We start from the raw sequence: 18103 nt of genomic DNA, 5'->3' as shown, positions 1-18103 counted from the left end.
TTATTTTCCTTCCAACTCGTATATCATATCGCGAAGCTCTGCCGCCTTTTCAAACTCCAAGGCCCGTGATGCCTCTTTCATCTGACGTGTCAGCGTCTTTAACAGCTCCTGCTTTTCCTTCTTCGTCATCTTATGTTTTTTCTTCTTCTCGCCTGTACTGTACTCAGCAGCATCCTCAGCCACAAGGGTAGTTTCAATCAGATCCTTTACAGGCTTTACTACTGTTTTCGGCGTAATATTATGCTCCCTGTTGAACTCTTCCTGAACGGTACGGCGGCGAAGTGTTTCGTCCATCGCACGCTTCATTGAATCCGTCTCCACATCGGCGTACAAAATAACCCTGCCGTGTTCGTTTCGGGCTGCGCGGCCTATAATCTGTATCAGAGACGTATCCGAACGCAGGAAGCCCTCCTTGTCAGCATCCAGAATCGCAACAAGAGAAACCTCCGGCATATCAAGGCCCTCTCTCAGAAGATTTATACCCACAAGTACATCAAAAACTCCGGCACGCAAATCACGTATGAGCTTTGCACGCTCAATGGTAGCGATATCAGAATGAAGATATCTTACCTTCACCCCTGCCTCCTTCAAATAATCCGTCAGATTCTCTGCCATCTTTTTCGTAAGCGTAGTGATAAGAACACGCTCATGAACAGCAGTGCGCTTCTGAATCTCTCCAAGGAGGTCATCAATCTGTCCCTCCAGCGGACGCACCTCGACTACCGGGTCAAGAAGCCCTGTCGGTCTAATAATCTGCTGTACAACCTGCTGTGCACGCTCCATCTCATAAGCCGCAGGCGTCGCAGAAATGTACACTATTTGATTTATACGCTGTTCAAACTCCTGAAACGTCAGCGGCCTGTTATCAAATGCCGAAGGCAGACGGAAGCCGTTATCCACCAAAGACTCCTTACGCGAGCGGTCTCCCGCGTACATTGCACGAAGCTGCGGCATGGTTACATGCGACTCGTCCATAACAATCAGAAAGTCCTCAGGAAAATAATCCAAAAGCGTATACGGTGCATCCCCCGCTTTTCTGTGCGTAAGATGCCTTGAATAATTTTCAATGCCTGAGCAGTAGCCCATTTCCTGCATCATTTCAAGGTCATAATTCGTTCTTTGCTTAAGACGCTGTGCCTCAAGAAGCTTGCCCTTTGCAGTCAGAAATTCCAGCTGCTCATCAAGCTCCTCACGAATCGTCTGCATCGCAATCTCCATATCCTCCCTTGACGTTACATAATGGGATGCAGGGAAAATCATGGAATGAGTGCGCTCTCCGTAAACCTCTCCGGAAGTCACATCGTATTCCACAATACGGTCAATCTCATCACCGAACAGTTCTATTCTTACCGCGCGGTTATTGTAACCTGCCGGGAAAACTTCTATAACATCACCGCGCACGCGAAACTTTCCGCGGTCAAAACCGATATCATTTCTCTCATACTGGATAGCAACCAGCTTATGCAGTATGGCTTCACGTTCTATTGTCTGTCCCTTGTGCAGGGAAAGCACCATCTCATGATAGCTTTCCGGTGAACCGAGGCCGTAAATACATGACACGCTGGCCACGACAATAACGTCTCTTCGCTCAAAAAGCGAACAGGTTGCTGAATGACGCAGCTCATCAATCTCATCATTAATTGACGCGTCCTTTTCGATATATGTATCAGTAGATGGGATGTATGCCTCCGGCTGGTAATAATCATAATAGCTTACAAAATATCCGACGTAATTGTTGGGAAAGAAGGCTTTGAACTCGCTCGCCAGCTGTGCCGCGAGCGTTTTATTATGGGCAATGACTAGTGTAGGCTTCTGTACTTTCTCTATGAGCTTGGCAATTGTAAAGGTTTTTCCTGTGCCTGTCGCACCGAGCAGCACCTGTGAATCCATTCCGTTTTGGATTCCCTGAGCCAGGTCCTCGATTGCTTTCGGCTGGTCTCCCATAGGCTCAAAAGGAGCCTCGACCCTGAACGGAACGGCCTTGCCAAACTGAATAGTATTTAATTTTGGAACTTTTGACATGATTTTTCCTTTCTTACGAAACTTCTTAAGTAAGATTATAACGCCTTTATTCCGGTTTTGCCAAGGGCAAAACTCCCTCTGTCAGCGTTTCAACGAGGCAGGAGTTATGTGCTCACTGCCTGTTAGTTGTCTTAACATCCGCTTACGGAAAAGGATGGCATCTTTTGCCGAGTTATAACGCCTTTGTTCAAAATTTGTCCATGTCATGCAATTCTTTTTATTTTTTTCAAAGGAAACGGTATACTGCAGCCCAAAGAGATAAACATACAGTTAAAATTTTGCAACAAAAAACTGTCCCTATTTTCATAGAGACAGTAAAAATATTCACTAATCACGCCAAAGCATCGCCGCTCAGAATCTCCAAAATTTTTACATCCTTTTTCGTCGCGATATCCCAAAAATCGCCGTGCTCGGTCTCAACGATTGGAAGAGCGCTTGTTCTGCTTTGGTCAATATAAACAATCTTAGCCCGCTGTCCGTCTGTCAGACGAACCCAAGTGCCCACCAGCGCATGGCATACATTTTTTATAAACAGGACACCGTATTCGGCATCCATTCTGCCGGCCATAAGCTCCGAAGAAATGACATCAAAAATCTCGAAGGGCGAACGCTGATGACTTCCATATTCCGTTGCCATGGTATCATAGGCATCAAGAATAGCCAGGATACGGCCATAGGTATATATCTTATCACTCTTGAGTTTGTCAGGATATCCGGATCCGTCCAAAAATTCATGATGCTGCAGCACACCGCTTAAAATATCCGTCTCATTTTTAAGACCGCTGTTTATCAGCATTTCATAACCAAATTTGGGATGCTTTTCCATTTCGGCCTTTTCCTGCCCGTTCAAAGCACCCTTCTTGTACAAAATCTCTCTCGGCACCCTGATTTTTCCAACATCGTGAAGGAGACCTGCAAGCAAAAGGCGTTCACGTGCAGCCCTGGGCCAGCGGAGCCATCTCCCCATGAGTCCTGCCAGCACAGCAACATGCAGGCAATGATGCAGAATAGGATCGCCCTCCCGCTTCATCGTATGAATCTGCGCGACAGCACGGGCTCCGTCGCAAAGGTCGTCCAGCTTTTTATCTGCCAAAAAAGTACCAATGATTTCCAAATCAAGAATACCTGTCTGTCTTCCCTGTTCAAACAGGAGCCGCATCTGCTCCATGACCTCGTTATAGAGACCTTCATATGTCGGATCAATTATTCCATGGTCCGGCTCAATCTTCAAATTTCCCTGAAGAGCAGCCTGAAGCTCATCATCCACAGCAGTACCGTGCACGAAGAAGGAAAGGAATCCATCCCTAAAACGTGACTCAAGTATACGGATGTGGTGCTCTGTCAGAACAGTACCGGCATCCATCAGCGTCGTACCGTTATCAGTGAACACAGTCCTGTCCAAAATCATTCCCGGTTCCAGTTCAGCTAACGTGCATTTCTTCGTCATCCTGCTGCCCCCTTCAGATGTGCGAAAGATAATTCCATTCCCCAAAAAGATTTTCGCACGAGATAATTATAACGCCTTCGTTCATGTTTTGCCACTTATTTCCAACGCAATTATCTTTCCGCTCTTTACGCATTTGATTCTTTTAACACACGCATCACCAGCTCGTGAAAAACCTTCACTGCTCCCTCAAGCGCATAGCGGTCATAAGTCATTTCAGGATCATGAAGACAGGGAGTCAGATTGCAGCCCACACCCATGTCAACAGTTTTTAACCGCGGGCGCTCCTGTTTGTAAAAATTAAAATCCTCTCCGACTGTAATTGCCTTGACCGGAAGCAATGCCTTCTGCCCAAGAACATCAGTAATTGCCTCCTGTACCAAAGGAAGCAGCTCCGTGTCGGCCTCAGCAGCAGGGCAGGTTCCCACAATACGGCTGTCCGCTTCAGCTCCGTACACACTGGCTGTATTTACAATAATGTCATGAACCTTCTGCCGGAGCATAAGCATTTCTTCATTGGACGTGCTGCGAAGGTCAAAACCCAAATTTACCTTGTCACAGATTGCATTTAATGAACCGCTTCCACCCTGAAAACGGGTAGTTTTTACATTACCGCCCAAAAGAGGATTTGAATGCAGCGCGTTTACCGCATTTACTACAGCCGCACCGGCGTCAATCGCATTTACCCCCTTATGCGGCTGTGAACCGTGTGCCGCTCTGCCCCGAATCTCCGCTTCAATCAAGGTACAGGCAGTCCAGCTGATTTGAGGGATAATTTCCCCTGTGCGTGCCATATCCTCCGGCATAACGTGAAGACCAAACAAATAATCAACATCATCAACTGCCCCTGAATCTATCATGGCAAGAGCACCTTTTCCGATTTCCTCTGCAGGCTGGAACAGGATTTTCACCTTACCGCAGGGAATACCTTCCTCTCCGAGCCATTCCGCCACTGCGAGTACGGTTGTCATATGCCCGTCGTGACCACAGGCGTGTACAGCTTTTTCCGTACCGTCATCCTGCTTAAACAGCAGACAGTCCATGTCGCTGCGAACTGCTGCCACGGGCCCCGGACGTCCGCTGTCCAATATGCCTACGACGCCGGTAGTTCCTCCTACATTTTCCTGTACCTCATAACCTGCCTTGCGTAAAACCTCTGCTGCGTAAGCAGATGTCTTTATTTCACGGAAAGCAGGCTCGGGATTTGCATGCAGATACGGCCAAAACACATCGATTTTTTTCCTTATATCCACTATGTTATCCTGTCCTTTCAATTTCTATACTTCACTGCCCCCTGTTTTCACAGGGGGCAGTGAAGCTTATCGGATTTTATTCATTCCAGCCCAGATATACAGAACCCGGGAAATTCTTTTTTATAAATTCAGCATTTTCCTTGGATTGATATGCTTCCTGGAACACCTTCAGCCGAGGATCATTCAAATCCTTTTCACGGACAGCTACAATATTCACATACAGAGAATCATTTGTTTCCTTGAGGATAGGATCCGTTGCGGGATTCAGGCCGGCATTCAGAGCATACGTCGTATTAATGGCTGCACAGGTCAAATCATCCAGACTGCGCGGTATAGCCGCCGCTTCCATCTCTACGATTTGATAATTGTGTGGATTCTCGGTAATATCCTGAACCGTAGTAGTGATATCCTTCGGATTTTTCACTTTAATCAGGTTGTTTGCCGCAAGCAGAAGCAGGCTTCGTCCGCCGTTTGTAGGATCGTTTGGAATTCCAATCTTTGCGCCATCAGGAATCGTATCTCCCGGCTTAAGCTTCCTGGAGTAAATATTGATTGGGAACAGTGCCGTATTGAAGGCCTTTGCCAGTTTGTATTTCGGCTCCTTCTCCATCGTAGCCTTAAGGAACGGTTCATGCTGATAGCAGTTTGCCCAGATTTCCCCGTCAGCCAATGCGGCATTAGGAGTAACAAAATCGCTGAACTCTTTGATTTCAATTTTCAGTCCCTTTTTCTCGGCAATCTTCTTCACGTTCTCCATGATGACTGCATGAGGTCCCGGATTCACACCCACAATAACAGGCTTTGACATGTCCGGCTTCGCATCATCGGCTTTTTTATCACCACCGCATCCGGCTAAAGCCAGCATCAATATTCCCAAGACACCAATCAACATGAATTTCCCTAAGCTTTTCATTAATTTTCCCTCTTTCGATTATTTTTTATTCGCCAATGGCTGCTTATCCTGTTCAGCCTGACGTATATCTTCCTTCATGTCCTTTGCCAGATTAAAGCTCTGAAAATGCTTGTCATCAGGCAGCAGCATAGAAAAAGCATCAGTCTTGTCCATGAGCACCTCACCGTTTTGGAAAGAAAGCTCAAGTACATGACCTCCGTGCTTTTTATCATCTGAAATAAAATGGAAATGCCATCCCGTCGAGTTAAGACCGCCCATATAATTCGGGCAGTAAAGACCTACAATAGTTCCTGTAATATCCTTATGGGTAAATTCAGTCTGCTTTTCCTTCAGTGCGCCCACCAGCGTAGGATACGGTTCACTGCTTCCGTATTCACTGCGGAACAGGATGCTTGGGAATGTGGTGTGCAGCTTTATCATGTAAAAGCTGTTCTCACCGTTTTCTTTGACTACACGGTTCAGCTGTGCCTCCAGCGCTGTTTTGTCCTTAATACCTGTCAGCGGCAGAGTTATATCCTTATCAAAGAAGGTTACATTTGAAAAAGGTACTGTTTCCTTATCATCGGCGACGACAACCTCACCGCTTCCCAGCGCCTGATATACCACTCCGTCCAGCACAATCATTTCCCCATTAAGCCCTTTGAATGTGCCGATACCGGTGTCACCCAGCTCACGAAGCTGTCCAACGGTAACAGTGCCGCCGAAATATCCCTGAGCCAGCGACTGAAGCAGTGCCACCTGCTGAATCGTTTCTCTGTCAGCAGTTTCCGCATAAGCGGTTCCGCATACCATCAGACCTGCCATCAGCGCAGCTGCGCATTTTCTTTTCAGATTCATTTTCCTTCCTCCTCACGTATTAAAATCTAAATTCTATTATCTGCTCGTCAGAAAATTCATCAACGAATCAATACGCAATTTGCAACAGACCTGTTCGTCCGTCCTATCAGAGCAGCCAGCGGAATAACCCAAGCCATGCCAAAAATGACAAGAAAAATACTCCGCATGCGGACACCGCAAACAACTGCACAAACAGCTTTTGAAGGTCATTACCGAATACCTTTGCCGAGGCAGAATATGCTGCCAGCGCAAGACCACCTCCGGTTGAAAGCGGACTGATGCCTGCACAATGAGAAATCATGGAAACAGCTGTCGCCATCTCTATTTCATTAAATCCACCAAGCTTCGCAAAAAGATCAGGAATTGCCGGAATCAATGTCGGCATTACAACACCTGAACTTGAGCTGCACCATGACATGCATCCGGCTGTAATACCCATTATTGCCGTGGATGTTGACGGAGTCATTATAGATGCAAGCGTCTCAGCCAAAAGCTCAATACCGCCGAGCTTTATGATAAGATTCATCAGTACGCTGACTCCACCAATGAGAAGCAGTGTCCCCCAGGGAACCTTCTTCAACGCCTCGGCTTCATCCGCAACCCTTAAAAATGATAGTACCGCAGCAACAAAAAAGCTGGTCAGACCGACATTAAAATGAAAAAACATAACCAGCACAACCATTACGGATATGCCTGCCAGCGTTATTTTCTGATTTCGGTTAAAGGCAGGAAGCTCCGAGAGACTTATTGTGTGTTCTGAGCGCAGCTTCCATCCTCCCAGTACGATATAAACCACCGCTGCATACACAGTCATCGAAAGCACACCGTTTAACAAAAATATTTTCTCAACATCCAAAATTCCAATCTGCTCGCACAGATTTTTTGCGATAATCCCGGTAGCTGCCAGAGGGGATATTCCACCTCCGGATGAGCCAAGCACCACAAGCGCCGCGAGCATGACCGGAGAAATCTTCATCTCGGCAGCCAGTGTCATGGAAAAGACCATCATTATTGCAATTGTAGGTACAGTTCCCGGTCCAAGAGCCGAAAGCACCGTTGAAAAAAAATAAATTACTACAGGAACCAAAGCCGTGCGCCGTCCTGTCAGCGCAACAACCTTTTCCGCCAAAAGCGCCAGTGAACCGTTTAACTGGGCAATACTAAAAAGATAGGTAACACCAAGCAAAATCAAAAAAAGAGATGAATTAAAGCCGGCTATCACAGCCTTGTCAGGAATGCCTGCGGCATGTCCGAGCACAAGCGCAAAAGCAATCGACAAAAGTCCGGTATTCATGCGCCGTAAAAAACCGAGAGCAATAGCAGCAAGCAGCAGCAGTAAAGAAAAGATTTCCATTGACATCATTAAAATCTCCTTATTGAACTCAATAGTATTTTACCACTTTTTCTGACAATTGATTACATAAAAAAAGACCGCTGACAATTTTGTCAGCAGCCTTTTCAAGCTTCTTTAATTTATCAATTTCCCCAAACCTGAGCCATAAACTCGCTGTAAACAGCATCCAGATGCTGGACAAGGACGCTCAGCATCAGCTGAATCATCTTGCTGTCAAAGGTTTCATCCACGAATGGCAGACAGACATCAAGATAAACAATGCCGTCCGGGCGCAGATAATATTTGAAGATTTTATATTTAGTGTTCAACTCATTGAGGTAGGAACGGATTTTTTCCTGCTTATCTCCTGCAATTCCAGTTACCACCTGCGTACGAATGATTGTGAATACGCTGGTGTCAATGAGAATTGCCATCGGCAGAATCTGTCCCTTTGTTTCAATTCTGGACCGGAAAATAACTGTCTTATACTCATCATCCAATGATTCAATGCTGAAAACGTTGATATTGTTATCAACAAGAAATTCCTGAAATTTTATGGCCTTGGCATTTTTTTCAACGCCTTCGCCTGACTTCATTGCAATTTCTTCAGCTTCTTTTTCAGTAATTTCAACATTCTCTTTCTTAGCAGTTTCTTTCTTTTCTTTTGCGGCCATATTGAAAAGCTCCCTTCGTATTAGAGAAGAACCTTGTGTGAAAGATTGACCCGTCCCTGACGGTCAATCTCAGTTACCTTGACCTCAAGCTCATCGCCAACGTTTACAACGTCCTCTACTTTTTCGACACGTTCCTTTGCAAGCTGAGAAATGTGGCAAAGACCTTCCTTGCCCGGAAGAACTTCAACAAAAGCGCCAAATGTCATCGTGCGGGTAACTCTGCCCTTGTAAACAGCACCGACCTCGACCTCACGTACAAGATCCTCGATGATGGCAACTGCCTTCTTAGCTGCATCCTGATCCGTTGCTGAAATACGAATCGTTCCATCCTCTTCGATATCAATCTGAGTTCCTGTCTCATCGACAATCTTCTTAATCATCTTGCCGCCCGGCCCAATGACAGTGCGAATCTTATCTGTCTTGATATGCATCGTCGTGACACGCGGTGCATACGGTGAAAGGTCAGCCGCCGGCTCGGAGATGCATTCCATCATCTTGCCCATGATGAACTCACGGCCGCGTTTTGCCTGTGCAAGCGCTGAGGAAAGAATTTCACGGGTGATACCTGCTATCTTGATATCCATCTGAATAGCCGTGACACCGACTTCCGTACCTGCTACCTTGAAGTCCATATCTCCAAGAGCATCCTCCATGCCCTGGATATCCGTGAGGATTGTGTACTCGTCCCCTTCCTTGACGAGTCCCATTGCTACGCCTGCAACAGGACGCTTGATAGGAACACCGGCATGCATCAGGGACAGAGTGCTTCCGCAGACGCTTCCCATTGAGCTGGAGCCGTTGGACTCAAGGACCTCGGAAACAAGTCTCAGAGTGTACGGGAACTCCTCTTCGCTCGGAATAACCGGCACAAGAGCGCGCTCAGCAAGCGCACCGTGTCCGATTTCGCGGCGTCCCGGGCTGCGGATTGGACGTGCCTCTCCGACACTGTATCCGGGGAAATTATACTGGTGAATATAGCGTTTCGATTTCTCTGTTCCAAGTCCGTCAAGCACCTGCTCGTCACTGAGAGAGCCAAGTGTCGTGACTGTAAGAATCTGTGTCTGACCGCGTGTGAACAATCCGGAACCGTGTGCCCGCGGCAGGATTCCTACTTCACAGCTTACCGGACGTACTTCATCAAGCGCACGTCCATCAGGACGAATCTTTTCATGCGTAATCATGTGACGCACAATATCTTTTTCAACATCGTGGAGCACCTGAGCGATTTCCTTCGCATTGTCAGGATATTCAACAAGGAAATGCTCCATTGTGTCAGCATTAACAACAGCAATATCTTCATCGCGCTGGAGCTTGTCCGGATTGCGGACAGCCTTATCAAGACGTTCTGCAGCATACTCACGGATTCCCTTTTCAAGTGCCTCAGGAATCTCAAAGAGCTTCATTTCGCGCTTTTCTTTTCCGCAGGCAGCCATAATATCACGCTGGAACTCAACAATACGCTGAATCTCTTTATGTCCGAAAAGGATTGCCTCAAGAACAACATCCTCAGGAAGCTCATTTGCACCTGCCTCAACCATCATGACAGCATCATGTGAGCCTGCAACGGTAAGGTTCAAATCCGAAACCTTGCGCTGCTCAACCGTCGGATTGATAACAAACTTACCGTCAACACGGCCTACGCGAACACCTGCAATCGGTCCGTTGAACGGAATATCCGAAACACAGAGTGCGCAGGAAGCACCAATCATAGCCGCGATTTCCGGCGGATTGTCCTGCTCAACGGACATAACCGTAGCGACAATCTGTACGTCGTTGCGGAAGCCCTTATTGAAAAGCGGACGAATCGGGCGGTCAATCAGACGCGCGCAAAGAATGGCGGAATTGCCCGGACGGCCTTCTCTTTTGATGAAGCCTCCCGGAATTTTTCCTACCGCGTACATTTTTTCCTCATAGTCAACCGTCAGCGGGAAAAAGTCCACGCCCTCACGCGGCTCCTTCGAAGCCGTTGCCGTAACCAGTACGACCGTATCCCCATAGCGTACGAGCACGGCACCGTTCGCCTGTTTCGCCATTTTTCCGTTTTCAATGACGAAGGAACGTCCGCCCACTTCCATTTCAAAACTCTGCATCTTCTGTCTTCCTCCTATGCTATTTCCTTTTATGTATAAATCTTAACTCTTAGATATTCTACGTCTATATTTAAGTTTCGTCAAATGCTAAACAGTACACTTTTCGCCGAAAAACAGCATTCCTATCCGCGAAAAAACCCGCTTTTTTAGGAGGTTTTTTGAAAATGTTGGTCAAAGCGTTGGTCAATTCCATTCAAATTTAAACGACAGCGGCCGCATCGCATACATGCTCTGCCGGTCTTTATCCGTCGCAAGCTTCCAACCGACATAAACATTCCAGTACACGGTCAGCCTGCCGACGGAGAATACCTTGTCGGAGTTTTTATACGCGAACACGCCGAACCACTTTCCATTCCGAAGGTCATACGTCCAGTGACCTTCCTCGACCAGGTCTGCAGATGGAGACATCACACCGAACGGCTTATGGAACATGAAACCGTAGGCGCTGTTTCTGGTCAGCCACAGGACGCGGCAGGCATACCGGCGCAGGGAGTCGACAAAACCGAAATCCCGGTCGAAGCATGGAGTCACCCAGCGGCTCTGATTATATTCTGGAAGCGGAATAACAACTTCTGTGTAGTGCTTCGGCCAAAAATCTGAAAGCCAGTCTGGAAAAATATCCGTGATATCACTGGGATTCAGCGAGTTATCCCAAGTCTGGAAGTTGGCCAAAAATCCGTGCAGCTCTCCATCGTCATCCGCAAAGGGAGCGATGAACGGATTGAGCGGGTACGCGAGCACTGTAATAATTAAGGCGAACGGGAATAATATAAGCCATCGTATCATATACATCAGTCCTTTCTTAAAATGGAAGGTCGTTGCAGTGGCAGAACAGGAACCAGAGGCATCTGCCCATGCTGTTCATTTCAATCTGCTTATACTCAGGATTCCACCACATCACTAAATCGGGCCGTCCATAGCGCACCGCATGGAATACCTCATTCCCCTGAGGCGTGACAGGTTCCCATTCCTGAGTAGGAGCGAAAGAATAAAGGTCAATGAGATGGCGGAGCTTCACGAAGCCCCGCCAGTTTGTCTTGATACTTTTTCGGCAGCGGGCCTCTTCCTTCTTCAGATTATTCACGGAATCAACCTCCGTTTGAGTTTTATGAGTTAAACTCATAACTTGTTTTTAATCGTTCGAGTTAATTCAAACGATTGAATCTAGCGAACCCCTAAAGCCTTGATATTCCGCGGTTTTCGCTTATTTTAAATCGTTCGAATTAACTTGCTGGTAACTTTCATAAACTCAAAAAATAAATAAAATGAGTCTTATTTAACTGCCGCAAAAATGCCCAGGGCCGCCGCAATGACCTGCCAGAAGTTCCGCTGGCGTTCGGCGAGTCGTTTCTTACTCTCAATGTCCTTCACACCAGCTACGATAGTGTTCAATTCGGCGTTGGCTGCGTTCAATGAGTTTTGTGCCATCGTCAGCTCGCTTCTGCATTCTGTCAATTCTTTCCTCAATGCTGCGAGCGTTTCCCTCTGCTTTTCGAGTGTACTCTTCAAGTTCTCCAATTCCGTCGAGGCTTCGTTCAAGTCCGCTTTCTGCTCTTCCAACAGACTCTGCAGCTCGTTGTTGCTCTGTTCCCATTCGTTCAATACTTTCGTCAAGAGCTCTCTCGGTACCGTCTCTGTACGTTCCGAACACATACCAGCCGACGGCGACAACAGCAAGAACAATGCAAGCAATAAGGATATGCTTCTTTTCATACATAATCACGCCCCCTCATATTCAGGAACACCATACTCGGACAAATCAAGCTCACTGACATGCTCGTATGTTCTCCAGGCGCGATTTTCGTAGCCTTCGGAATACTCTTCGCAGTCCGCTGCGATAGCATACTCGGCTCCGAAGAGCTCCGCCAGTGTCCAAAGATTATTGACGTCTTCTCCGCGTTCAGCCCGGCGCGAAATAAACCTTGCCACGACGTAATGCGATGTAGAGCACCATATACCTGCGTAGATAATGCAGCGCTCATCTGTCAGGCCCGCATCCATCACCGCGTCAACGTAGGTCATAGCATCACTGGCAAGAACTATTATCTGCGCTTCGTGTCCTTGTTCTGAGTCGAGAAGCTCCGCAAGCTCGGGAAGCTCTCCTGATACTTCAATATCACTGTATGTCCTTCCGATGAATTTATCCCCGCCGTCGATATATGACAGCAGAGTGTCGGCGCGGCCGCCCTCCCATTGGCTGCAGCCTATCGAGGGATAGTCGCCGGCAGTGCTGCACGACACGGCATCGAAGGGCCCTTCGACTCCCGTCTCAATGAGGCCCTTCGCTATCTCCTTTGCGAGTTCATCTCTTGTCATTCTCTGCACCTTCCCTTCTAGGCTTCTCCCCCATCGGGGAGTTGAATTTACTGTCTATGTACTGTTTGCCGAGGTTGACCCCGGCGAGTGTCAACAGGCTGCCTATGGCAGTAGCGCATGCCCCGAGGCCTTGCCATACAGAGCCGAGGTCGAAGCGCGTTCCGTAGAGACCGTTGCTGTAATAGCCAACACCCCAGGACATAAGCACGAAAAGCACGAAGCAACATATCAGGAGCCCTATCAGCGTGATAAGCTCCGACGCATGCGCTTTCGACCACTTGGCCAGATTGACAACCACGCCCTTAACTGACTTCATTCCTCGTCACTCCTTGGAGTCGTATGTGTCTGATCGCATATGCTGAAGATATGGTCCAGTCTTTTGTGAGCTGACTTAACTGACTGCTCGACGATAGTCAGGCGCTTATCCAGAGACTGCATATCCCCGCGCACACGTTCAAGCAGTGACTTGAGTTCCCGTGTCGTGTCTTGCAATGCTGAGATATTTAATGTTAATGGGGTAATTATGTTTTGGACTATAAACTGGAATAAAGCGAAGGCGCCCTTAATTGCTACGATGAGACCACCGATGATGCTTAAAATGGTAAGAATTGTACTTGTTTCCATTTCTACCTCCTGCCCAATAGAAAAGCCGCCATCCTTTGCGGATAGGCGGCTCGCCAATATTATGCCTGCTGTTCCTTGTCGTTCTTTTCGGTTTCATCCTTCGGCGGTGTGTACCGCACACAATTTGGGTTTTGGCATGTGCCGTTCTCACGGAGTACCTGTCTGCAATAAATGCACCGTTTCTTGATTTTAATTGCCATGATTATCCCTCCAGTCCTTCACGTTCGGCTGCGTACTCTTCATCAAGAGAAAGCATTTCTGCTTTGAGTTCTTCCATCAGGTCTGTATCGCCGTGAATGAGCGCGTCAATGTAGTATCCGGCAAGAGTCTTTTTTGCGCTTTCGTATTCTGCGTCTAACTGTGCCAGTTCCTGCGCTTTTAGTTCCTCTGCTGTCGGCTCTGCTGGTTTCGGTTCTTCTTTGGTTTCCTCTTTTGTCTGTGTCCATTTCCCGCCATCAAAGGTCAGCGTATAGCCAGCCTTGGCTTTCGGTGGTTTCGTTGTCGTCACGCCTGCGGGTATCTGCCATTTCCCGCTAATAGGAGAACGGTTCATCCATGTCAGTGTGCGCGGTGTTCCGTCATAATTCCACGCTTGTAATGTTTCTGTCTTGTCCATAATCTCACTCCTTAATATTTAATCTGTGCGATTGATGTTAACGCTTTCGGCTGTACCGTAGTTACTGAATCAGAGTAGATTGAATTGGAACGAGAAGCATCAAAATAACTCATTGTCCAACCACGTACATCATTTCCACTATAAAATCCTACAGGTGTTACACCGTTTGTGTAAAAAGCTCCATTTGGTAAGGCCCCATTTGTCCCCTGTGCCAGCCTACCTAAATCCCCCTTGATATTCGGCAATCCTGCGTTCTTAGCAGTTCCTGCCGTTGTACTACCTTCGATAAACCTTCCATCATCAGCTTTCGGCACTCTCAATGTATCTGCTTCGCTATCGTAGTAATACTTACCCATATCCGTTGAATCCAAGGTTATCATGTTATTGGCTCTAGCCCAGCTCAATAACCGAGGATAGTCGGTGCTTACATCAGCTAATGCTGCACCATCTGCAAGTATATGACCAGGAAGTAATACAGAATGAAATACCACGTCGCCAACTCTGTCTCCATCTCGGATATCATCTACTATCCATACGCACGTTCCATCCGTTATATATTGTCCTGCTTGTATCATGTTTTGCTCCTTTCACCCTGCCCGAAAGGAGCAGGGATTTAGTATCGTAAAATTGGTAATAGTTTGTTTGCGGGAGGTTGTACGGTAGTGACGGAATCTGAATAGATTGAATTGTAGCGGGACGCATCAAAGTCTATTGTTGCGTAGCCTGAACCAGAACCCGTTTGCGCGGCTCTATTGTTCGGATTGTCATAAACGCTGATAGCTCCGTCCGTATCAACTGTACCGCGTCCCATCTGGGAAAAGTTGTATTGTGCTGCGCCCTTGATATTCGGCAGTCCAGCCTCCACACTTGCACCCGCAGTATTTGCATACTGTTCAAATTTGTCCACCCAGTTCGGCAGAACCATCGTAGTAGAACCGTCACCTACGCCAAACAAGCCTTCGTTATTTGTCGGGTCATTCGTCCACAAGTTGTTAATGTCCGCAAGGCGAACAAGTCTTGGATAATCTGCACGGTCTACCGTAGAACCGTCCGAAATTATGTAGCCCGCTGCGAGATAAAGTGAACCTCTCACCGCACCAACGGGCGTACAGTCCCGCACATCGTCAATTATCCACAGTACACTACCATCAGATAAGAGTACCCCCCCCGCGGACACGGACGTTATCGGCAAATCTCCGCCATCCGTTGTCCCCGCCTTTACACACTCAAGCCTTGCCCATGACGGCAGCTGCGGAGAGTATGCAATATCACCTACGGCATATACTGTAGACGGTTTGCGGAGGTGCAGTAAGTCAGCATGGGAGTCGCTTCCGGTATTATGTTCCTCCAGGTCAAGCACCGTGGCATATGCAGCGCTGTCAACCTGAATCTGCACCGTGGCGGCATTGCCGGTCACGATATATACATCCATAATCTGCGCATCAATCGGAACATCCTTATTTGGAATATAATCAACATAGTTCCCGCCGTTGGTGTAAGCGTACAGCGTTTCTGTTCCTTCCTCGCCGACCTTTGCAAAAACACCGACCTCACGAGCAAAGAACCCTTCGTCAAGACCGCTGTTTTCAACAGAGAATCGAAGCTTTGCCTGTCCGTTCTTTACGCTGCCGGAGGTCAGCTCTGATTCCAGTTTTGGCGAAATCAGAGCTGTCATGGTCTGAATGCTCTGGCCCTCCGGCAAGGAACCGTCGCCCAGCTTTACTTTTGTAAAAATCAGCGCTTCGCCTTGTGCATTTGCTTCCGCAATCAAGTCAAGCCCTGCGTTTGTTATCAAGGTGTTAGGATAACTGCTCATTTTATTGTCCTCCTATCGTTATATGTTTACATGTGTAAATGATTCCGGCAGGATATTCTGCAATCGGATAATCCCCGGTAAGATGAGGCTCTTTCTCGGCTTCAATGGTTGTGTTGTGTGTTACTGACAATACGCAGCCTGTGTACTGTTTCACATTTACAGATTTTGTATTGCTGATTTTGATATCCAGATTAGCAGGAATAATTACCCGTGCCAGCCTTCGTATTTCAGCGTTTTTAAATGTTACTTCCGCTGCTAAATCCAGCCACAGTTCATACTCATCTGCATTAAGCAGTTCGACTACTTTCTCATCTCCATACAGAGCGTTCAGCATATTCTGGAAGCTTCTGAATGTATATGGCAATGTCGCGTTAATCCTTGCCAATATTCTTTGCTTTCGGACGTTGAGTGAATCACCTGCGCCCGGATAAAGCCGCAGCATATCCTCCCATCTGGATGCGCCGTCCTTATCCAGGTCGTAAACAAAGGTGTTCAGCATCTGCTTAATAAGAGCCTGCCATGTGAGCTTTAGTTCCGGGTCTACAATAGCACCGAGAGTCATAAACTCTTTTGCGTTTGCCAAAACATCGGGGATATAACGCTCAATGCGTGGCTCACGGGATTCTATTTCAAGAGCCATTTGTCACCTCTCCTCTCACGGCCAGTTCATCAACGCCCAGAGTGAGGTTCTCTTCGATTCCGTTCAATGTAGTATGTTCCACATCCGTAATCCCGCTGATACCGAGGATTCTAGTCTCAATCTGCGATACTCTCACTACCAGCCCTGTGTTGGATACCTGATCAGTTGTCGCGGTCTGTGTTTCCTGCCAGTTTCTGTTGAGTTCAAGGAAATATTCATCAAGAACAGCCTCAATAGCTTCCCGATAATCCTCAAAACTTCCTGAGGCAAACGACAAATGCAGTCCGATATTGATTGCCGAATTGGATGCCCCCGCAACAGTGACTACATGTCCGATAGGTGCAATACCTACGCCCTCCCCGTGGTTAGTCTCAGGGTCAATAAGTGTCTGCACACGTTCAATAAACTCGGCAGCTGGCGGCGCATACTCGGAGGTCATGAATACGACCTTGACCGTACCCCCGCCGTTCCATATTGGATAGACCTTCACGCCGCCGACTCCATCAATAGCGTTGACCTTTTCTTTGTAGTCCGCGATATTGCCGCCGTATGCCTGACTGTCAAAACTTGCCAGGTACCTCGCTCGGAAAACCTCTGTGTCTTCCTCGTCTTCTCCGGGAACTGTTACCTCAGTAAGCGTTGCCGTCTGGAGTCCTTCGATATAATCAATCGGCACGAGACGTCCTTCCGGCAAATTACCTACAGTACCCGCTGTCTCGCACTTCAAAAGATAGCTGCCGTTTTCCAGCTTTTCAGTTACCTCATAATTCACCGCATCATATGAAAATCTCGAGCCTATAGGAATATTAAGTGTCTCCGGAGTAAATGCTCCCTTAACAACAGCATATGTCGCTTTCTTAGGAGATAAGCCTCTTTCCTTGGCACGCTCTATAAGATATTCTCTGTCTGCAGTGTCGCCGAATGTGTTCTTCAGGAAGTAATCACACATTGCGTATAGCAGCATGACTTCGATTGAAGTCGGCGCAGATGCATCGTAGATAACACTGCCTTCTCTCTTGTCTATGTCGCTTGGAACATTATCCAGCATGCGCTTTAATATAACTTCCTGTGTCTGGCTTTCATACATTACACGTTCACCCCTTTCTGCATCTCAATTTCTCCATAGACCGACTTGATTTTGAATTTCGCGACCACATCTCCCCGTCGGCCCTTGGAGTTATCCCGCTCATAGGAGATGTCAAAATCCGTTACATCCTCGATACGGTCATCCTGCATCAGTCCCTCTCGGATGCGGCGCGGAAGCTCCGATAAAACGTACGGGATAGGTTTCCCGAACAAATCCTGCAGTTCAACGCCATAGTTCCAGCTGTATATGACGTGCTTATAGCGTTCCGTATTCAGGATTTTATACGCGGCCTGCTGTACTGCTGACAGCTTATCCGAAATCGAACCCTGTACATGCTCATCCCCGACCAGCATCTTATAGGTCTTATTCGGCTGCATTTCTGCCATTTCGTACGTTATCCCTGCATCTGTCAGACTGGTGTCCGGAAGCAGCGCCATA

21 protein-coding genes are annotated in these 18103 nt (G+C 47.5%); all 21 read right to left on the bottom strand.

The features are described 5' to 3' along the window. The 21 genes from uvrB to BUA83_RS04400 all read right to left on the bottom strand — a co-directional run bounded on the left by uvrB (window position 1) and on the right by BUA83_RS04400 (window position 18102). Window positions 1-2022, bottom strand: a complete 2022-nt coding sequence (gene uvrB, locus BUA83_RS04495) for an excinuclease ABC subunit UvrB (protein WP_072934991.1) — start codon at window positions 2020-2022, stop codon at window positions 1-3. Between the two features lie 331 nt (window positions 2023-2353). Next, entirely contained in the window at window positions 2354-3469 is a 1116-nt protein-coding gene (locus BUA83_RS04490) for an HD-GYP domain-containing protein (protein WP_072934990.1), read from the bottom strand. A 125-nt stretch (window positions 3470-3594) separates the two neighbouring features. Further along, the gene (locus tag BUA83_RS04485; protein ID WP_234988245.1) at window positions 3595-4740 is read right to left on the bottom strand and encodes an amidohydrolase; all 1146 of its coding nucleotides are present in this window, start codon (window positions 4738-4740) and stop codon (window positions 3595-3597) included. A gap of 55 nt (window positions 4741-4795) precedes the next feature. After that, entirely contained in the window at window positions 4796-5632 is an 837-nt protein-coding gene (locus tag BUA83_RS04480; protein ID WP_072934989.1) for a MetQ/NlpA family ABC transporter substrate-binding protein, read from the bottom strand. Between the two features lie 18 nt (window positions 5633-5650). Beyond that, a complete protein-coding gene (gene budA / locus BUA83_RS04475; protein WP_094756459.1) occupies window positions 5651-6469 on the bottom strand; it encodes an acetolactate decarboxylase in 819 nt (272 codons plus the stop codon). A 106-nt stretch (window positions 6470-6575) separates the two neighbouring features. Beyond that, window positions 6576-7829, bottom strand: coding sequence for an SLC13 family permease (locus BUA83_RS04470; RefSeq protein WP_200795972.1), 1254 nt, complete (start codon window positions 7827-7829; stop codon window positions 6576-6578). Between the two features lie 116 nt (window positions 7830-7945). Next, entirely contained in the window at window positions 7946-8476 is a 531-nt protein-coding gene (locus BUA83_RS04465; RefSeq protein ID WP_072934987.1) for a YbjN domain-containing protein, read from the bottom strand. A gap of 20 nt (window positions 8477-8496) precedes the next feature. Further along, window positions 8497-10566: a polyribonucleotide nucleotidyltransferase gene (locus BUA83_RS04460; RefSeq protein ID WP_072934986.1), complete on the bottom strand. Its 2070-nt coding sequence runs from the start codon at window positions 10564-10566 to the stop codon at window positions 8497-8499. A gap of 183 nt (window positions 10567-10749) precedes the next feature. Beyond that, window positions 10750-11352 (bottom strand): DUF7338 family protein, encoded by a 603-nt coding sequence (locus BUA83_RS04455; protein WP_144340502.1) that lies wholly within the window; start codon window positions 11350-11352, stop codon window positions 10750-10752. A 16-nt stretch (window positions 11353-11368) separates the two neighbouring features. Then, window positions 11369-11650: a hypothetical protein gene (locus BUA83_RS04450; protein WP_072934984.1), complete on the bottom strand. Its 282-nt coding sequence runs from the start codon at window positions 11648-11650 to the stop codon at window positions 11369-11371. A gap of 188 nt (window positions 11651-11838) precedes the next feature. Next, window positions 11839-12279 carry a hypothetical protein gene (locus BUA83_RS04445; protein WP_072934983.1) on the bottom strand — a complete coding sequence of 147 codons (441 nt, stop codon included), beginning with the start codon at window positions 12277-12279 and terminating at the stop codon, window positions 11839-11841. Between the two features lie 6 nt (window positions 12280-12285). Next, complete coding sequence (locus BUA83_RS04440) at window positions 12286-12882, bottom strand: hypothetical protein (RefSeq protein WP_072934982.1); 597 nt, start codon at window positions 12880-12882, stop codon at window positions 12286-12288. After that, entirely contained in the window at window positions 12869-13198 is a 330-nt protein-coding gene (locus BUA83_RS04435; RefSeq protein WP_072934981.1) for a hypothetical protein, read from the bottom strand. The genes BUA83_RS04440 and BUA83_RS04435 overlap by 14 nt, the downstream gene beginning before the upstream one ends. Continuing rightward, window positions 13195-13563 carry a hypothetical protein gene (locus tag BUA83_RS04430; protein ID WP_072934980.1) on the bottom strand — a complete coding sequence of 123 codons (369 nt, stop codon included), beginning with the start codon at window positions 13561-13563 and terminating at the stop codon, window positions 13195-13197. The genes BUA83_RS04435 and BUA83_RS04430 overlap by 4 nt, the downstream gene beginning before the upstream one ends. Window positions 13564-13565: 2 nt before the next feature. Continuing rightward, window positions 13566-13706, bottom strand: coding sequence for a hypothetical protein (locus BUA83_RS12635; RefSeq protein ID WP_159430475.1), 141 nt, complete (start codon window positions 13704-13706; stop codon window positions 13566-13568). A gap of 2 nt (window positions 13707-13708) precedes the next feature. Further along, window positions 13709-14122 carry a hypothetical protein gene (locus tag BUA83_RS04425; protein ID WP_072934979.1) on the bottom strand — a complete coding sequence of 138 codons (414 nt, stop codon included), beginning with the start codon at window positions 14120-14122 and terminating at the stop codon, window positions 13709-13711. A gap of 11 nt (window positions 14123-14133) precedes the next feature. Beyond that, entirely contained in the window at window positions 14134-14697 is a 564-nt protein-coding gene (locus tag BUA83_RS04420) for a hypothetical protein (RefSeq protein ID WP_072934978.1), read from the bottom strand. A 38-nt stretch (window positions 14698-14735) separates the two neighbouring features. Further along, the gene (locus BUA83_RS04415; protein WP_072934977.1) at window positions 14736-15938 is read right to left on the bottom strand and encodes a phage tail-collar fiber domain-containing protein; all 1203 of its coding nucleotides are present in this window, start codon (window positions 15936-15938) and stop codon (window positions 14736-14738) included. 1 nt (window position 15939) lies between these two features. Beyond that, on the bottom strand, window positions 15940-16578 hold the full coding sequence (locus BUA83_RS04410; RefSeq protein ID WP_072934976.1) for a putative phage tail protein: 639 nt from the start codon (window positions 16576-16578) through the stop codon (window positions 15940-15942). After that, window positions 16568-17665, bottom strand: a complete 1098-nt coding sequence (locus BUA83_RS04405; RefSeq protein WP_072934975.1) for a baseplate J/gp47 family protein — start codon at window positions 17663-17665, stop codon at window positions 16568-16570. The genes BUA83_RS04410 and BUA83_RS04405 overlap by 11 nt, the downstream gene beginning before the upstream one ends. Next, on the bottom strand, window positions 17665-18102 hold the full coding sequence (locus BUA83_RS04400) for a DUF2634 domain-containing protein (RefSeq protein ID WP_072934974.1): 438 nt from the start codon (window positions 18100-18102) through the stop codon (window positions 17665-17667). The genes BUA83_RS04405 and BUA83_RS04400 overlap by 1 nt, the downstream gene beginning before the upstream one ends. Window position 18103: the final 1 nt, after the last annotated feature.

Source organism: Schwartzia succinivorans DSM 10502, assembly GCF_900129225.1.
GTDB classification, from domain to species: domain Bacteria; phylum Bacillota; class Negativicutes; order Selenomonadales; family Selenomonadaceae; genus Schwartzia; species Schwartzia succinivorans.
The sequence above is the reverse complement of the archived record's forward strand: the minus strand, read 5'-3'. Positions and strand labels throughout refer to the sequence as shown.

Bases quoted from the DNA above. Each gene is read 5' to 3' on its own strand.
- BUA83_RS04400 (WP_072934974.1), bottom strand. From the start codon at position 18,102: ATGGCGCTGCTTCCGGACACCAGTCTGACAGATGCAGGGATAACGTAC.
- BUA83_RS04480 (WP_072934989.1), bottom strand. From the start codon at position 5,632: ATGAAAAGCTTAGGGAAATTCATGTTGATTGGTGTCTTGGGAATATTG.
- BUA83_RS04415 (WP_072934977.1), bottom strand. From the start codon at position 15,938: ATGAGCAGTTATCCTAACACCTTGATAACAAACGCAGGGCTTGACTTG.
- BUA83_RS04405 (WP_072934975.1), bottom strand. From the start codon at position 17,665: ATGTATGAAAGCCAGACACAGGAAGTTATATTAAAGCGCATGCTGGAT.
- BUA83_RS04435 (WP_072934981.1), bottom strand. From the start codon at position 13,198: ATGAAGTCAGTTAAGGGCGTGGTTGTCAATCTGGCCAAGTGGTCGAAA.
- BUA83_RS04440 (WP_072934982.1), bottom strand. From the start codon at position 12,882: ATGACAAGAGATGAACTCGCAAAGGAGATAGCGAAGGGCCTCATTGAG.
- BUA83_RS04465 (WP_072934987.1), bottom strand. From the start codon at position 8,476: ATGGCCGCAAAAGAAAAGAAAGAAACTGCTAAGAAAGAGAATGTTGAA.
- BUA83_RS04425 (WP_072934979.1), bottom strand. From the start codon at position 14,122: ATGGACAAGACAGAAACATTACAAGCGTGGAATTATGACGGAACACCG.
- BUA83_RS12635 (WP_159430475.1), bottom strand. From the start codon at position 13,706: ATGGCAATTAAAATCAAGAAACGGTGCATTTATTGCAGACAGGTACTC.
- BUA83_RS04490 (WP_072934990.1), bottom strand. From the start codon at position 3,469: ATGACGAAGAAATGCACGTTAGCTGAACTGGAACCGGGAATGATTTTG.
- budA (WP_094756459.1), bottom strand. From the start codon at position 6,469: ATGAATCTGAAAAGAAAATGCGCAGCTGCGCTGATGGCAGGTCTGATG.
- BUA83_RS04410 (WP_072934976.1), bottom strand. From the start codon at position 16,578: ATGGCTCTTGAAATAGAATCCCGTGAGCCACGCATTGAGCGTTATATC.
- BUA83_RS04420 (WP_072934978.1), bottom strand. From the start codon at position 14,697: ATGATACAAGCAGGACAATATATAACGGATGGAACGTGCGTATGGATA.
- BUA83_RS04445 (WP_072934983.1), bottom strand. From the start codon at position 12,279: ATGAAAAGAAGCATATCCTTATTGCTTGCATTGTTCTTGCTGTTGTCG.
- BUA83_RS04470 (WP_200795972.1), bottom strand. From the start codon at position 7,829: ATGTCAATGGAAATCTTTTCTTTACTGCTGCTGCTTGCTGCTATTGCT.
- uvrB (WP_072934991.1), bottom strand. From the start codon at position 2,022: ATGTCAAAAGTTCCAAAATTAAATACTATTCAGTTTGGCAAGGCCGTT.
- BUA83_RS04455 (WP_144340502.1), bottom strand. From the start codon at position 11,352: ATGATACGATGGCTTATATTATTCCCGTTCGCCTTAATTATTACAGTG.
- BUA83_RS04460 (WP_072934986.1), bottom strand. From the start codon at position 10,566: ATGCAGAGTTTTGAAATGGAAGTGGGCGGACGTTCCTTCGTCATTGAA.